This is a genomic window from Brevibacillus laterosporus, assembly GCF_030489605.1.
GTDB classification, from domain to species: domain Bacteria; phylum Bacillota; class Bacilli; order Brevibacillales; family Brevibacillaceae; genus Brevibacillus_B; species Brevibacillus_B laterosporus_E.
The window spans coordinates 22386-37921 of the sequence record NZ_JAUKFY010000026.1 but is presented as its reverse complement, the minus strand read 5'-3'; the positions used below and the strand labels follow the sequence as shown (position 1 = coordinate 37921).

At 43.7% G+C, this 15536-nt stretch carries 12 protein-coding genes; 3 read left to right on the top strand and 9 right to left on the bottom strand.

All coding sequences use genetic code 11. From position 1 onward, the window contains the following. Positions 1-75 precede the first annotated feature (75 nt). Positions 76-1050, bottom strand: coding sequence for an aldose 1-epimerase (locus QZ995_RS20630; RefSeq protein WP_301811174.1), 975 nt, complete (start codon positions 1048-1050; stop codon positions 76-78). A gap of 226 nt (positions 1051-1276) precedes the next feature. Here QZ995_RS20630 and QZ995_RS20625 point away from each other — a divergent pair, with 226 nt between their 5' ends. Next, complete coding sequence (locus QZ995_RS20625; RefSeq protein ID WP_301811173.1) at positions 1277-2530, top strand: hypothetical protein; 1254 nt, start codon at positions 1277-1279, stop codon at positions 2528-2530. 51 nt (positions 2531-2581) lie between these two features. Continuing rightward, positions 2582-3013, top strand: coding sequence for an EamA family transporter (locus QZ995_RS20620; RefSeq protein WP_301811170.1), 432 nt, complete (start codon positions 2582-2584; stop codon positions 3011-3013). Positions 3014-3162: 149 nt separating this feature from the next. On the opposite strand, the gene QZ995_RS20615 is transcribed toward QZ995_RS20620, so the two are convergent. After that, positions 3163-3516: a hypothetical protein gene (locus QZ995_RS20615; protein ID WP_301811168.1), complete on the bottom strand. Its 354-nt coding sequence runs from the start codon at positions 3514-3516 to the stop codon at positions 3163-3165. Between the two features lie 114 nt (positions 3517-3630). Here QZ995_RS20615 and QZ995_RS20610 point away from each other — a divergent pair, with 114 nt between their 5' ends. Continuing rightward, positions 3631-4845 (top strand): helix-turn-helix domain-containing protein, encoded by a 1215-nt coding sequence (locus QZ995_RS20610; RefSeq protein ID WP_301811165.1) that lies wholly within the window; start codon positions 3631-3633, stop codon positions 4843-4845. Here the strand turns inward: QZ995_RS20610 and QZ995_RS20605 are convergent. The 7 genes from QZ995_RS20605 to QZ995_RS20575 form a co-directional block, all read right to left on the bottom strand. Continuing rightward, positions 4811-6373 (bottom strand): site-specific DNA-methyltransferase, encoded by a 1563-nt coding sequence (locus tag QZ995_RS20605; RefSeq protein WP_301811164.1) that lies wholly within the window; start codon positions 6371-6373, stop codon positions 4811-4813. The genes QZ995_RS20610 and QZ995_RS20605 overlap by 35 nt on opposite strands. A gap of 240 nt (positions 6374-6613) precedes the next feature. Then, positions 6614-7372 carry a metallophosphoesterase family protein gene (locus QZ995_RS20600; RefSeq protein WP_301811162.1) on the bottom strand — a complete coding sequence of 253 codons (759 nt, stop codon included), beginning with the start codon at positions 7370-7372 and terminating at the stop codon, positions 6614-6616. 224 nt (positions 7373-7596) lie between these two features. Then, positions 7597-8391 carry a PIG-L deacetylase family protein gene (locus tag QZ995_RS20595; RefSeq protein WP_301811160.1) on the bottom strand — a complete coding sequence of 265 codons (795 nt, stop codon included), beginning with the start codon at positions 8389-8391 and terminating at the stop codon, positions 7597-7599. A gap of 49 nt (positions 8392-8440) precedes the next feature. Further along, positions 8441-9427 (bottom strand): N-acetylglucosamine kinase, encoded by a 987-nt coding sequence (locus QZ995_RS20590; RefSeq protein ID WP_301811158.1) that lies wholly within the window; start codon positions 9425-9427, stop codon positions 8441-8443. Next, the gene (argH, locus tag QZ995_RS20585; RefSeq protein WP_301811156.1) at positions 9424-10944 is read right to left on the bottom strand and encodes an argininosuccinate lyase; all 1521 of its coding nucleotides are present in this window, start codon (positions 10942-10944) and stop codon (positions 9424-9426) included. Before argH ends, QZ995_RS20590 begins: the two co-directional genes overlap by 4 nt. A gap of 101 nt (positions 10945-11045) precedes the next feature. Next, the gene (locus QZ995_RS20580) at positions 11046-13580 is read right to left on the bottom strand and encodes an NEW3 domain-containing protein (protein ID WP_437124758.1); all 2535 of its coding nucleotides are present in this window, start codon (positions 13578-13580) and stop codon (positions 11046-11048) included. 158 nt (positions 13581-13738) lie between these two features. Then, positions 13739-15487, bottom strand: a complete 1749-nt coding sequence (locus QZ995_RS20575) for an ABC transporter permease (RefSeq protein WP_301811152.1) — start codon at positions 15485-15487, stop codon at positions 13739-13741. Positions 15488-15536 lie beyond the last annotated feature (49 nt).

The following is a 15536-nucleotide window of genomic DNA, read 5'->3' as shown; positions in this document are numbered from 1 at the left end:
GTTTATTCCCCCTTTTTGATGTTGCTTCCCGTCCGCTATAAAAGCAAGGAAGCCTGTGTTATCGATATTTTCCGCTTACAGCTTTTCTACACGGAAAGTATGTGTAAAGACAAATTGTTCCCCCGGCTCTAGACCACGAGCACCCGTCTGCTCTGCTGCTACATCTAAATTAAAGGCATCTGTAACAGCCGTGTATGGCTCAAGAGACACACTGTTATTCCAGCTTGGTTGGAAGACTAGCATGAATGGGAATTGATCTCCAAATTCATAAACAATTTTATGACTTTCTTGCTGGTCAATCAGTTGGCAACTGGTAGTCCCATCCTCTACTGTAACAAAAGCATGATCTCGTCCTTTTGGCATGTCAGGATAGGATAGCCCCTTGGTTAACTGCTGACACAAATCAGTTGGGACCGGCGAACCATCTACGAACCCTTCCTCATTTACAGGCCACTCTAGTTTTGAAGGAACCTGCATGATTGTTTGCCGTTCGTGCCCCTGCTTCACATGGAAATAGGGATGGAAGCCTAACATAAACGGAGCCGCTGCTTCGCTCTCGTTCTTCACTTCCCCTTCCAAACGTAGAATGCCATCTTGCAAAACATAAGTAAAGCGAAACACCAGACGTGCCTGAAATGCCTCTAATAAATCAGGATGATCGGCAAAGTCAAACTCGGATACGACGAACGCACCACGATCAGCTTTTGCACCGCGATCTACCACATTCCATGCGCGTACTCGTAATTCTCCGTGAGAATGATGCTCCCCTTTGTTTAATCCTAGTTGATATTTCTTCCCGTTAAAAGAAAAGCTTCCATGTCTAATTTTATTAGGCGGAAACAAAATCGGATTTCCAAAACGGGCAGAAGCATCCCTGATCATAGATATTTTTTCAGGAGATACAAATACTTCTTGATTATTCACTGAAAAACGAAATAAGTTATTTCCAAGCCCTGGCACTAGATGAGCTTCCGCCGGATATTCTGCATCAGTCAGGACATATGTTATGTAATCGTCTACTTTTCGTTCCGCTAATTGATATCTTGTCATGACAATCTCCTTTCCCTCTTAACGCATCATAGTTGAGTAATCTCTCATTTACAGGATTAATGGATGCTTTCATTTTGTAGTGTAACGCAATCCGAATTTGAAACACAAGCAAAAGCGCTTAATGAACCCATTGTCTAAAAGGGATTGTTAGCTGGAAACCACCTGATTTCATATGGTACGATTTCCGATAGAGAACTTGTGTATAAAGACAGGGGGGAATGACGGCATGGGTTACACTACTTGTGCCACATTGCTTTATCAGATAGATAAAGATCATGTGCAAACGATTTTAAAGCAACATAACATTAAATCCTACCTTTATCCAATAAACCAAAATTGGACCGCAGTCATGCTGGCTGAGGAAGAAGACGGAAGTGATGAATTCGCTGCTTATATCTCGGAAATTACGGGGCAGCTCAGTATCTATGCAGTTCATTTGCCCGAACAGGCTTGGGGGTTTTCCTGCTATGTGAACGGTGAAGCTTTGGTTTCTTTGTTCGTTCATTATAATGATTCCACTCCTGAGAGACATTTGGAAGGTACCTTATCGGCTTTGTCTGATTGGGTAGTATGCCCGTCAAGCTTTGAGCGGTTTATGAATTACATGCTCTTAAATGAACAAGAGCAGAAAACACATGAAAAAGCTAGGGCACTCTTTCTTCGAGCCTTCGATATAGCTGGTGTTGAAGGCTGTTCCTACGCATATTTATCTAAACAAACAGCTCAATTTCTGCAACAGCATCGCATCCTTGTAAATAAGTGTCGGCGCTCACCTGTTCGAGTAAATAAAATGGTCAGGGCTTGCCTGCAGGAGCAATTGCTCAAAGCTGGTTTTGTTCTGTCCGAAGCGGTCTTTCTTCCAACCGAAGCGGCTGAAAAACCGGGTAGAAAATCCCTTAAACAGTTTGCTTTTTATGGTGCAACTCCAGCAATCACGAATACCGGCCTGCTGTTATCGTTTCACAAAAGGCAACGGAGGTTCACTGCTTCATTGCAGCATGGAAGCTACGGCAGTATTGATTTATGGACCTGGTCTGAAGGAAAATGGGGTCGCACACACGGTGTAGCCCAATGGAAAAGCTATGCAGATGAACAAGAGCTGTCGGAATATTTATATGAGGTGCTCCATTTATTTTTGGAATATGGCCCCGCTTTCTTCCAGCAAATCGATGGCAATCTGGAGTTATTTTCATCCCGTGATCTCTTGGCCGAGATTGCCGATCCACCTCTGACAGCTCGCGGATTCGTATGTGAATCAACAAAGGAACAAACCCGTTATGCAAATGATCAATATGAAATATCATTTATGCATGCATCCTACCCGCGTCAGCTATTTGGACGCTTTCGCCATGTATCGGAGCCAACAGTTTGGCACAATCTTCATCCATTTTGGCTCGATCAATGCTATTATTGTAAAAAAGCAGAATTTATTCACCTTTTAGAGCAGATGCTTCAGACCTTTGAGCGTCAAACAACCTAGTGCTATCTATAAGTAATACACATTTCTTACATAACAAAGGTGGTTCTTTTTATGCAGGCTTGGTTGATTTTTGCATTATTATCTGCCCTGATGGCAGCATTGGTATCTATTTTCGGAAAAATTGGGTTAGGTCAAGTCGATGCAAATACAGCAACTGCTATTCGAGCTGTTATTATGGCCTTATTTTTACTTGGCGTGGTACTTTTTGAAGGAAAATGGAATGCCTTTGGCGAAGTTATTGCCAATAAAAAAGCTCTTTCCTTCATCGTGCTAAGCGGTGTAGCTGGAGCATTATCATGGTTATTTTACTTTGTGGCCTTAAAATATGGAAAGGTCGCTCAGGTTGGGCCCATTGATAAATTAAGTGTCGTGCTGGCTGTTGGTTTAGCTTTTGTATTTCTCGGCGAACGCGTTAGCCTCATTGGCGGTATCGGCATTGGACTAATTGCCGTTGGAACTTTATTAGTGGCTTTTGGTTCGTAGCCATAACTTGTTATTGCCTGATGTTTGTCAGGCCTTTCTTTTATCGCCTATAAGAACATATATTCCCGTCCCCTTTCACAATGAAAAAAGCGATCTTGGCAGGCTAGCACAAGATCGCTACCGGGTGCTAAGCGCCCCGGTTTTTTAGCTCATACTTTCTCCACGCGGCCACTGCGAATAAGCCACAGATGCAAGAAATACTCGGTTAGACCGAAAAAAACAGCGAAAAAGAAAATACCATCCATACCTATCTTTGTTCCACTGAAAATAAATTTAGTAAAGAAGACGGCAACCAAACACATGATCATATCAAGAAAAGTCGTTAACCATAATGTACCTGGCTGCAAAAACATTACTTCCATTAACTGACCAAGGAGTGCTACCACTACACCTGCTACTACAGGTTGCCACCAATAAGGATAATAAATGCCACCATACACATTATCTAGTAGCAGGAATAAAAAAGGAGTCAGAACTAGCTTTATCCAGAATCCACTCAACATTTTCATACCTCCTCTAACTACTTTCATAGCCTTGTTATAAACAAATTTACGGATTGTATACCTTATTTGGGCTACTTTTTGGTAAAAATCTGTGAGGAAAGAAGGGGTCAACACATGGGCACTTTATTTCAAGATAGTATGTATTACGTCACTATCGGCGAAATCATTCGCAATTATCGGCAACAAGCCAACCTTTCAATCACACAGCTTGCCCACATGACTGGGATTAGTAAGGGCGTCATCTCCAAAATTGAAAACGCTGATACGAAGCGTCCGGAATTAAAAACATTAAAGCCCCTCGTCGAACACCTGCACATTCCCTATCCAGAAATTATCGAGGCCTATTTATCGGTGGAACCACGGCTTGAAATAGTAGAGGAGCTGTTGGAGGATGCCCTCCTCATTGGCAATATACAGCTCGTACGCAAAGTTGCACTTAGTTATTTAAAGTCTCCTCAGGAAGAGACCGACCGCCTGCTCAATAGGTTATATGAACAAACTCAACAAGTAAAAGACATTGTGTTAAAACAAACGCTGTACGATCTCATGGCTCAGTATGCGAGAGACCACGGTTTGCTCCAGCATTTGGCTCAGCTTTTTCTCCAGTTATATTTGATGGCGCAACAAAAAGAAGCGGACTTCGAATCCGCCTTTTACCTAGGAAAAAATGTTTTATTTTATGCAGATCTCCTGCCTGTCGAGCAACAAATCCAGCTATACCGGCATATTAGCATGCATGCCTATCTATTGTGCCGCTACGACGAATCCATCTTGTATAGTAAGGAGCTATTGCAGATTGCTCAACGCAAGCCTGCTGACACCATAGATGCTTACCGCACCTTATTTTACTCATCGTATGCATTGGAGGATTTTCAGGGAGCAAAAGAGGCTTTTATGTGCTATAGTCAAATCTCCCGTACCTCCTCCTCTGAGCATTACAGACTAATGAGAGCATTGCTTGAGTATCGAATAGGTAATAAGGCAACCGCTATTCGGCAGTTTAAAAAATGTCTAACGCTTGCTAGTCGCAAAACCATTCTCGCAGTGGTCAATCAACTCATGGAAATATACTTAGATTATGGCCACATTTCGAATATTTCCTCTTTACTTGAGGATAAAGATCTTTGGGGCATCCAACCCGAAACTTATCTCGAAAAAAGAAGCTACGGTCATTTTTATCGTTTAGTAGGTCAATATTATCAGCAGGCAGGTAAATTTCGGCAAGCGGAACAAAGTTATTTGCACAGTCTCATCTGCTATGGCGATTACCATCCGCAGGGCAAGCAAGAGTCCCTTAATCGACTGCTGTATCTCTACCAGCACCGCTAAGCGTAATGACGCGAAATCCATAATCAGTCTGCTGGCTTCCTGTTTCCTCCAAAATTTGTTCTCCCGCTCGTCTGATTCGTTCCTGGCCAAGCTCACAAATGGTTCGGTAGCCTTGATGGTAGGCTGTGGAAGTAGCTGGTATGGCTTCTGGCAGCTGAATCATGATAAATTTACGTTTTCCCCCGTCTTCTGCATTAAGCTGCATAACAGCATGTGCCGTAGTGGAAGAGCCTGCAAAAAAATCCAATACAATGGATTCTTTATGAGTGACAATCTCCAGCATCTTTTTCATTAAGCGTTCGTCCTTGGGAAAGGGAAAGAGTTGACCATCCATGAGCTTTCGCAAGCGTTTCATCGCCCTTCTGCCATCGTGATAAAAAACGCTGTATGGAACCTGATATTCTGTGTCATGGAGATATCGCTTTATACAGGGGATCGTAGTTTCATCTATACCAAAATGGATCAAATCTGCCTGTAGGAATTCTTTCATGCGTTGTTGGGTATAAGCCCAGCCTCTCGATGGAACCTTGACAGGCTTTTTGGTAATTGGATGCAAGACATCATAGACAGGTCCCCCACCGCCCGGCCAAGAGATGTCTCCCGGAAAGTAAACTCCTTTCGCATCAATTGCGGCATAATGGCTGTGCTGCTTAGAGGGGTGATTATCTGGCAATGTGCGAAACCATTTTTTTAATTCCCGACTCGCCTCACGATACTGTCCCTTATATTTTTTGGCAAGATGCTTACCCTGCTTGTAAATTTCCGCCAAGCCCGTTTTTTTCTCACGCCAAACTTTTCGATGTTGTTGCAGATAGCTTACATTTTTTGCATATACCAAAATAAATTCATGCGAGATTGATATAAACTTGGCGTCATTTTTTCTGCCCCCGCTCCAAACAAACTCACCTACATAATTTTGCTCACCATAAAGCTCATCACAGATAAGGCGCAGATTTGCAAATTCCTTTGAATCAATACTGATGAGAATAACGCCATCCTCTGTCAAGAGCTGACGTGCAATTGCCAAGCGGGGATACATCATGGTAAGCCAATCGTTATGCATATTTTCTCGCCATTGCTGATCAAATGCGGAAGAGTGTTTATGAAGGATTTTGCTCTTCATTTTACTGTGGTAGTTATCTTTATAAATGAAGTTTTTACCGGTATTATAAGGGGGGTCTATGTAGATGCATTGTATTTTACCTGTATGTGTGCTGCATAGAAGTCGCAATCCATCTAAATTGTCCCCTTCTATATACAGATTTTCTGTTTCGCTGGTATTTTTAGAGCATGCCACATTAAGCGTGGGAGTGGGGAAAGCCGGTTTCAGTGATGCCTCCTGTATGGCAGTCCTCTTGCCTGGCCAAAGCAACCCGTATCTATCATTGCGTAAGGTATCCTCGCCAAACAGCTTTAACCATTCGCTCCTTACCAGAATCCCTTGATGAAACAAGCTCGGGAAATGCTCTTGGAGCTTTTGGCGATTCTCTCTTTGCCACTCAAGTAGGTCTTGCTTTCGTTCCTCCAATTACTCGACACCTCCACTGTAATAGGAAACCTACTTCTATTACATTCTCTGGATACTTATTCGTCATTTTCAAATTTTTTCCTTTCTTTGAAGCCGTCTAAAGAAGAAGCTAGACTAAGAGGCATTAGAATAAATTACTGCATTAAATTGATTGCGGAAGCTGATAATTCGAGGGCTTTTCATCAAAAAAAGGCTGCTCTCCCGCTTAGGAAAACAGCCTCTCTATTGTCATGGGAACGATTAGATCGTATGAACCTTTCGACTTGGCAGCTCCAGACAGTGTAATTTACCTCCGTAAACACAGCCTCCATCAATGCCGATAATCCTATTTTTACCAAAATAAACATCTGTACTGCCATCTGCATGTAAATAGTTTGTAGATGTATGTCCAAAAATGACAGTCTTTTCTCCCCCATATCCATTATGAAATTCTTCACGTATCCAGAGCATTTCCTGCTCGTCCATTTCGTCCAAAGATTTATCTGGATGCACCCCTGCATGAATGAAGATGTATTCCTCTGTCTCATAGTAGAGCGGTAATTGTTCTAAAAAGCGAATGTCCTCTAGTAGCTGGTCGGGTAATTCCAGCTTAATCCCAGGCGCATCCTTCTTAGGCAATATTTTGGGCGGTTCATTTGAGCCTATTACTGGTCTGATCACCTGTTGCAAGGCTTCTTCTTCTGTTAAAGGCAATTCAAATCCGTAGAGGCGCAATGTGGTAGGCGCATTGTTACGCATCCACCTGCCCATCCAAAATTCATTGGCAATGGTTAAGGCCTTGATCATCATATCCTCATGATTTCCTTTTAAGGCAATAGCTCCTGCCTGAGTTAATTCCTTTACCTTTGCGATAACTCCCTTAGAATTGGGGCCGCGATCTACGTAATCGCCTAACAAGATGAGCTGATCCTTATCTGCATGGTAATTCGCTTTCGCTAATAATTGTTCCATTTTATCCAATTCTCCATGAATATCGCTCATTACCAGAGTACGTTTCATGCTGTCTCACTTCCTTTATCTGTCTACGGTATGGGGAGTTTTTGTTTTCCATTGTATTACCTTACATGAGCTAGAAGTAGGGTGACAAGGTTTATTCAGAAAAAAGGTAACTTTCAAAAACAAAAATACAACCAAAGAGGCATGCATAAAAAAATACAACCAAAGAGGCATGCATAAGATGAATCTTTTTATATGTCATCCCAGATTGCAATAGTAGCACCGGCTTACTCTATCCCTTCTAAAAAGCAAAAAGTCGGAATATTTTTTGTCTGTAGCTTGTGACCATAATCATCTTGAAGCTCATTTCGTCCCCTTGAACGTACCCGTGTGTAATATTCATAAGGCTTTATTACGGAAAAATCACCCTGTAGCACTCCAGGGAATGCTTTATTGACTGAATATTCCTGGCTTTTGTAGGCCTGCAATGCCTTCCCCTTGTGATTTTTATATTTTGAAATATCAACTTTTGCTGTTATTGGGAACGTCGCTTGTGGAGGACGTTCCATACAATGATCGTAATAATGAGGAATGGAGACATAATACAAATCGGGATATTCCTGTTGGGGCAGTTGTTCTTCATAATGCTTCACCGCTGTTTCTACCGCATGAGAAAGTGCAATATGATCGGGATGACCTGTAACGCCATCTGGTGGAAAGGTGATGATGATCTGAGGGTTAATAGACAGGAGCGTCTGAAGTACGCGTTCGGTTAGCACGCTTTGATCCATCTGGGCGAGCCCGCCGTCCGGAAAGCGATATAACAGCAATTCGGCCACTCCCAAGACGCCGAGGGCACTGCTTAATTCGTGCTCACGCAAGACAGCTAGCTGCTTTTGGCAGGTGATGGAATATGGTCCGCACTTTCCTTTATCTCCTGATGTAGCCGTCACCAGATAAATTTGCTGTCCTAATTCGCTGTATTTTGCCATGGTTCCTGCGCAGGCAAACGATTCATCATCGGGATGCGGAAAAAGAAACAGCAGGCGCCTTACTTGAGCATTCTCGCTAACTTTCCCCATGCTACTTCCTCCCTTTATACCCTGACTTTATTAGATAGACAGTAGAAGCTTAGGGACTACTCACGGCAAAAAGCCCCATAGCAATTACTCCCTTAATGGGTTCTTGCTCATTATCGTCCACGATTGCTTGTGGAGCATACTCACTAATCGATTGAATAAGTCTTTGTCTTACGAGTGGCTCATGCTTCAGCACGCCTCCTTGTAAAATAACCTGACAAGCTTGCTCCTGTAAGTCAAGCTGATCCATGACTGTTTTTATACCTGCAAACAATTCATCTGCAGCTTTTTCTAAAATCCTGTGCGCCGTCTGATCGCCTTTGTACGCTGCTCTACTTACAAGGCGGGACAGTTCGCCTACTCTGTCCACTGAATACGTCTTCTCATTATAGACCCAGTGAAAAAGCTGTTCGATGTCTTCTATTTGCAAATAGGTAAGGACTTCCTCTGTAAGCAATGTAGCATAAGAGCGGCCATCTGATGCTCGAAATATAGCCGTTAACGCTTGTTTGCCGATCCAATATCCGCTGCCTTCATCACCTACTAGATGCCCCCAGCCGCCAACTCTGCTTCTCTTCCCATCCTTGCCTATCCCACAAACAATGGACCCCGTGCCGGCAATGGCCAATATACCAGGCTTACCACGTGCGGCGCCTATAAGAGCAGCAACACAATCGTTTTCAACGATCAGTTTCTTTATTTGAATGTTCAAATCAATAAGCACTTGGTTCACTAGCTTCATTATGATAGCCCGATCATAGGAAGTATCTAGACCAGCCATGCCAAAAACGGCGCAGTCTACTTGCAGCGGAGCGTTTATTTGAGAGTGATTCTGTACCTGTGTAGGCATGGCTTCATTGATAGCTCTTTGGATCGCCATTTTCAACTCATATGTAGCTGACTCCACTCCTTTTCCATGATAGTTACATGATCCAGCCACTCCTGTTCCTAATACCTGCTGGTTGTAAGTAACGAACATCGCCAAGCTTTTTGTGCCTCCTCCATCTACCGCTAGAAGAGGAATATGCCATTGGTTCATGTGTTATCACTCCATGTTGACAAGATTTCATCCAATTGTGACAAGGCGGATTGACAACGCAATGCTGCTGTCTGCCACCAGTTGTGCATCAGCTTCTGTGTTGTTTTTCGCGCTTCAATCATGCGCATCATTTCTCTAGGGGCAGGACCACCCGGTAAAGAACGGATGGCGACAAAGTGTACAGGATCAAGCGCTTCAGCAAGCTCTGCCTCAGTTAGTACCACTTCTCTCTTAATCACATGTTGGGCTGCCTCATTTACCATGTGAAGTGTTATTTGATCGGCTGTTATTTTCTGCTTGATCGCCTGTTGCACGGCATAGCTGACAATACGGTGCGAGGTTCTAAAAGATAGCTTATCTGTACGCACTAATGTATCCGCTAATTCTGTCACTGTAGCAAAGCTTCCTTTAACGCGCGCCGAGAGTACCTCTTTATTGATTTGCATTGTTGTCATAACAGCTATAAGTAAATGATACATGTTATCCAAAATGGACAAGCTTTTCCATGCGTACGGCTGCATGTCATCTTCTGTATCCACAATATCACCAAACGGTGTGTTATGCATCATCGAAAGCACTGTATTAGTCGTGCCTACGCAACTGGATAATAAGGAACGCATATGCTCCAAGGAAACGGGATTGCGCTTTTGCGGCATAATGGAGCTGACCTGCACATATGGATCGGCCACTCTTACAGCGCTAAATTCTTGCGTGCACCACAGCAGAAAATCCTGCACCGGTCGCCCAAGATTGATCGCCGCTAATTGAACTGCCAGCATCGCCTCGCCAAGATAATCTGCACCGCTAATGGCATCGTAGGAATTTTCCACCATTTCATTAAAGCCTAATAATTCTTGCATATGAGTACGACTGATTGTAAAGCCCGAGGTGGTCAGGGCCGCCGCGCCCATTGGACTTCGATTACAATTTTCATAAGCAGAACGTAGTCGCCGCAGATCGCGTTCCAAGGAATCTGCCATCGCCATTACGTAGTGAGCAAGGGTGGTTGGTTGTGCCTGCTGGGTATGTGTATAACCAAGCATGATAGTATCAATGTGCTCTTCGGCAACTTGCAGTAAATATTCATGCAGAATCACTCCAGTTGAATAAGTCGCAAGGAGCTTCTCCCTTAGCACCATCCGATACATGCAGATGCCCATATCATTACGGCTACGAGCCAGATGTAAATTGCCGGCAATGTCACCTGCTAGCTCTAGCAATTGATTTTCTACCTGAAAAAATAAATCCTCATATTCACCTGTGTATTCAGATTGCCGCAAAGTGTCTACGTCTAGCTTCTGTAATGCATCTGCGATTTGTCTTGCTTCCTCCATAGAAAGCAATTCCTGCTCTTTTAACATGATTAAGTGAGCCTTATTGATAGCCATCATGGGAGCTAACAGGTGGGCCTTTGCCTCTTTATAGGCTGGCTCCAGAACCACCTTGGCATAGGTTTTCCCTGGGAAGCTTGTTCCTTCCTGATTGTACATTTTCGCTTGTCGAGTTTGAAATTTCATGCGGGCTGCCTCCTTGTCTATTTTTATGAACCTTGCCTTCCATACATCCGTGGGTCTCGTTTAGACGGAGACCCACGACGGATGTATCTAAATAGACTGCCTTATTGCTTCAAACTGATCATATTAACAAACATGCGAATGGCTCCTGGTACTAAATGAGGTATTTGTCGATACCAGACCAAGGAGCTGTACGTGTAGGTTCCTTTGCCATATTTGGCAGTTAAATAGGTACCTGTGAACTCCTTCTCGTTAGGATCACCATTGCTTATCAGCTCTGTGTACTCTTTCCCCCAAGCAGACGGATTGTAGGCAGAACGATCCTGAACCCAGTCCTTCCAGTCCTGCGCAGTTATTTTGTTGGGCGTTGTAAATAAAGGGTGTGTTGGTTGCAGCATGGTCACCTTGGAATTTTCATCAGTGACACGCCACTTTATCAGCGGGTGCCCAATAGTAATGGGATAAGGAGCCAGATCAGGCGTCCATTTATCCTCTGGTTTATGGTACTGAACGATTAGATTACCGCCATTTTCAACGTATTGGAGTAGACGCTTGTTACTTGGGATCAGCTCTGGCCGGAATCCGTAAGCGCGTATCCCCAGCACAATTGTGTCATATTGCTGTAAATCACCTGATTCTACTGCCTTTGCATCCAAATTAACCACGTTTATCCCTAATTGCCGCAGATATTGGTCGATTTGATCAAAGCCACTAGAAATATATCCTACCTTTCTATTTTGTTCTAGCTTTAGGTCAAAAGCTTGAATGGCAAGGGTAGCAGGATGGATGTAATAGGTGGTTCCAATGTGCGGATATGTAATGACCTGCACGTTGTCATTACTCTGTAATCCTGTTGCAGTAGCTTTTGCTGTAATCTCGTACGTACCGTTTTTTACATTTGGGGACGGGGTTACGAGAAACGAAATGCTTTTGGTTTCCCCTTTCTGAGCAAAGGTGAGTTTACTTGAAGCTGGCTTAACAGTCCAGCCAACTGGCAACATAAGCGAAATCGTTGGCTCGCAAGCACCTGGCGCATAGTTTTTTACCGTAACATGAATGGAAATCTCTTGGTTTTGCTGTAGAGTGTTTAACACCGTAGCATTCGGATTAAGCGTTAGGGAAAATGGCGGCAAAATCCCCACTGTAGCTTGCGGTACAGCATGTAATGTCGCGTCCTCTCCAAACGCATTATAGGTTATATCGCTAGAGAGGATGGGTAAGCGGTACGGATGGAATTTGTCCGCATCTTTTGGAATATGTACGTCATAAGTCACTGATACTCTCTGATTGTAGCTCACCTGTCCAAACGTTGTAGGTCCCGCGGGTTTTACCTTCCATCCATCTGGTGTTTTCAGCGTTATCCTTACATTTTTAACAGCGACCTGACTGCCATTATATGCTGTGACTATTACTTTAGCTGTTTGCCCTGGAATCAGTTCATTGCCAGAGGATGTTACTTTACCTACGAGTGACAGGGCCTTTGCACTCGCTTTATCTAATTGATGCTCTTTTATCTGTAGTCGATGAAGCACATCCACCCTGCTTTCTGCAGCTAGATCAGCGGTCTTAGCCTCCCTGATCGTGTCTGTTACATCCCGTTTCATACGATGAATGCTCTTAGCTACCTGTAAGAAATCTGGGTACGCATGGAGAATCTGTGCTGCATCATTTTGCAGCCGATTGATTTTTTTTGATAAACGACCCGCTTGCTTCTGCTCAGCCAGCTCTTTTGACCACTCCTTAAATGTAGTGGAGATTCCCTCAAACAGGTCTGCTTCCTTTTGCTTGATGGGCCTAACTGATTTTGCAAGCTTGTAGTACACAAAGTCCGGCCCTTCTTCATAATGTCGACCCATTCCCTGGCTTTTGTGCATGAAACGGGATTCTTCTCCCAATTGCTTGTAAGAAGCTCCGTATCGTTGATCGTAATCACCGATTGGAATTCGAACCGTATAATCCTTAGCATTTGCTGGTAAATATAGTTTTTTCACCTGCCAGGGTGATAATCCTGCTTTTATTTGTTCAGGGAATACAGATGGGTTGGCGGCATCTTCAAACGCTCTCACTGTAATCACATTAATCGCCCGATGATGACCGTGAGTTGACTCTTCATTGAGAAAAGCAGGGATCACTATGTCTGGACGCACTTGGCGGATATGGCGAATCAAGCGTTCATAGGTATTTTGTTCACCCCATTTTTCTAAGGTTTCATCAGGACTTTTAGAGAAGCCAAAGTCATAAATAGGATCATTGATTTGTTCACTGAGATTGATTAGATTTACGTTGCTGATTTTGGATGCCTCTTGTAATTCCCGCGTGCGAATGATTCCTAACGAATTGCCAAGCTCGTCGCCAATCTCATTTTGCCCGCCTTCTCCACGATTAGCGATTAGACTGGTTGTCTCCATTCCTCTGCCTAAACTAAGATAGGCAAGAGTCGCACTGTGCTCGTCATCTGGATGTGCGCCAGTATTCATCGCACTGGCCACTGTAGTCAACGGCAGAATTGCTTTCCATAAATCAACAATCCCCCGATCGGCATGGACGGTCTGTACAGCAGACAGCATTACGAATGAGGTCATCAGAGCTAGACTGGTGAGTCCTGCACACCATGTACCGAACGTTCGATGAGATAGCATTCTTTTTTTCACTGGATTTCCCCCTTATATGAGGTTGTTCTTATTGGAAGAACACGCTAAGGATACTTGATGCTTTTTTCATGGAAGCCGATGTGGACTTCAATTCTTCAAAACTGCTACCTATTGGCTATTATTGCTTCTCATCCGTCTCCTTAGCCCTAAACTGCTGAGCCAGCTTGATCCTTCGTCCATTTTGCAGTAAGAAACAAAACGATGATAATTAACACGATCTGCAGAACACCATATGCGCAAGCTGTACCAAATTCAAAAGAATACATGCGCTTATATATCTCTACAGAAATTGGCGTGCTGTTGGTGGTGAACAGCAGGATAGAAGCCACAAATTCCCCGATTCCTTGCACAAAAGCAAGTAACGTCCCTGCTAAAATACCACGTAACGCCATGGGAAATACGACACGTCGAAAGCTATACCACCAGGAAGCCCCCAGATTACGTGCCGCTTCCTCTACCGAATGATCAGTCTGCATCAATGTAGCTGAAGTAGATCGAAAGACTAACGGCAGGTGACGAACAAAATAAGCCAAGGGTAAAATCCAGATCGTTCCCACCAAAACCTGATTAAACCCAAATAGATGCGGCTGGCTAAAAGCAGCCAGCAGGTTAACACCCACAACGGTGCCAGGCAATGCCCATGGAAGCATAATCAGGATATCAAGCAAGGCTTTCCCTCTGAATTGCAGACGGATCATAGCATAAGCTGCCGCTACTCCAAAGATTGCATTGCCAAGAGTAGCAAGGAAACTCATCTCAAAGCTAGTAAAAATCGGCCTCCATGTCTTACTATCTGTAAACAAGTCAAGATAATGAGAGAACGTATAAGCTGGCGGTAAAATCTGCACTGTCCAGCTAGCATCTACTGAGAAGGATAAGAGCACAAGAACAAGGATCGGCAGCAGGAGAATAACAACACCAATCGTAGAGAGCACCATTGCTGTATACCGACCTGCCTTGCTTGTGACCTCTGTACGATGTACGCTAATTCCTTTGCTCTGATTCTGATAATTACGCACACCTTGATACCAGCGCATCAATATTAAAAATAAGATTGAGACGATCGATAATATCGTAGATTGTGTTGCTGCCATCTCCAGATTGCCGTTGGTGCGAGATAAATAGATTTGCATCGTCATAGTGCGATCAATTCCAAAGATAAGCGGAGCCGTATAAGAGGCCATCGCAATCATGAATACCAGCAAGGATGACGCTACAATGGCTGGCGTTAGCATAGGCAAAATGACACGCTTCCAGACGACGAATCGAGTAGCGCCAAGATTGGCTGCTGCTTCTTCAAGAGAAGGATCTAATCCTTTCAGTGCTGCCGTGATTGTCATGTAAAAATACGTGTACATAGTAAAAGTATGAACAATCAGTACGCCCCAAATGCCTTTTAGTGAAAAAGGCACCTGCTGAAGCTGAAATAATTCTTGTAAGCCTCGGGGAATAATTCCACTTTCTCCATATAAAAAAGTAAAGGAAAGCACCCCAATCAAAGGGGGTAATGCCATCGGAACCATAGCTAGTACAGACAGAATTTTACGTCCTGGAAAGTCATAGCGTTCTAATAGAAATGCTAGGCTTACTCCTACGATGCCGCATGCAATCACACTAAGCACCGAGATGTATAAGCTGGTCCATAAAGCTTCCAGATTTGCCGTATGCTCCAAGCTAAAAAAATGCGCATAATTAGCAAGTGTAAACTGTTTATCTATTCTCATACTTTGCAGAAAGGTCTGCCCTAGCGGATAAATAACATAGGCAAGCAGGATAAGAAATAAAGGAGCAACCAGCACATAGACAAAAGAGCTGGAGTTCAAAAGCTTAAGGCGGCGATGTGCAGTGGTTTGGGGTACATGCTCAGTTTGCGATGCTTTCGGTCGAGTATCCATCTAGTACCTCCCCTATCCGTCAAGAAAAAACTAGGTGAAAAGCTAAACC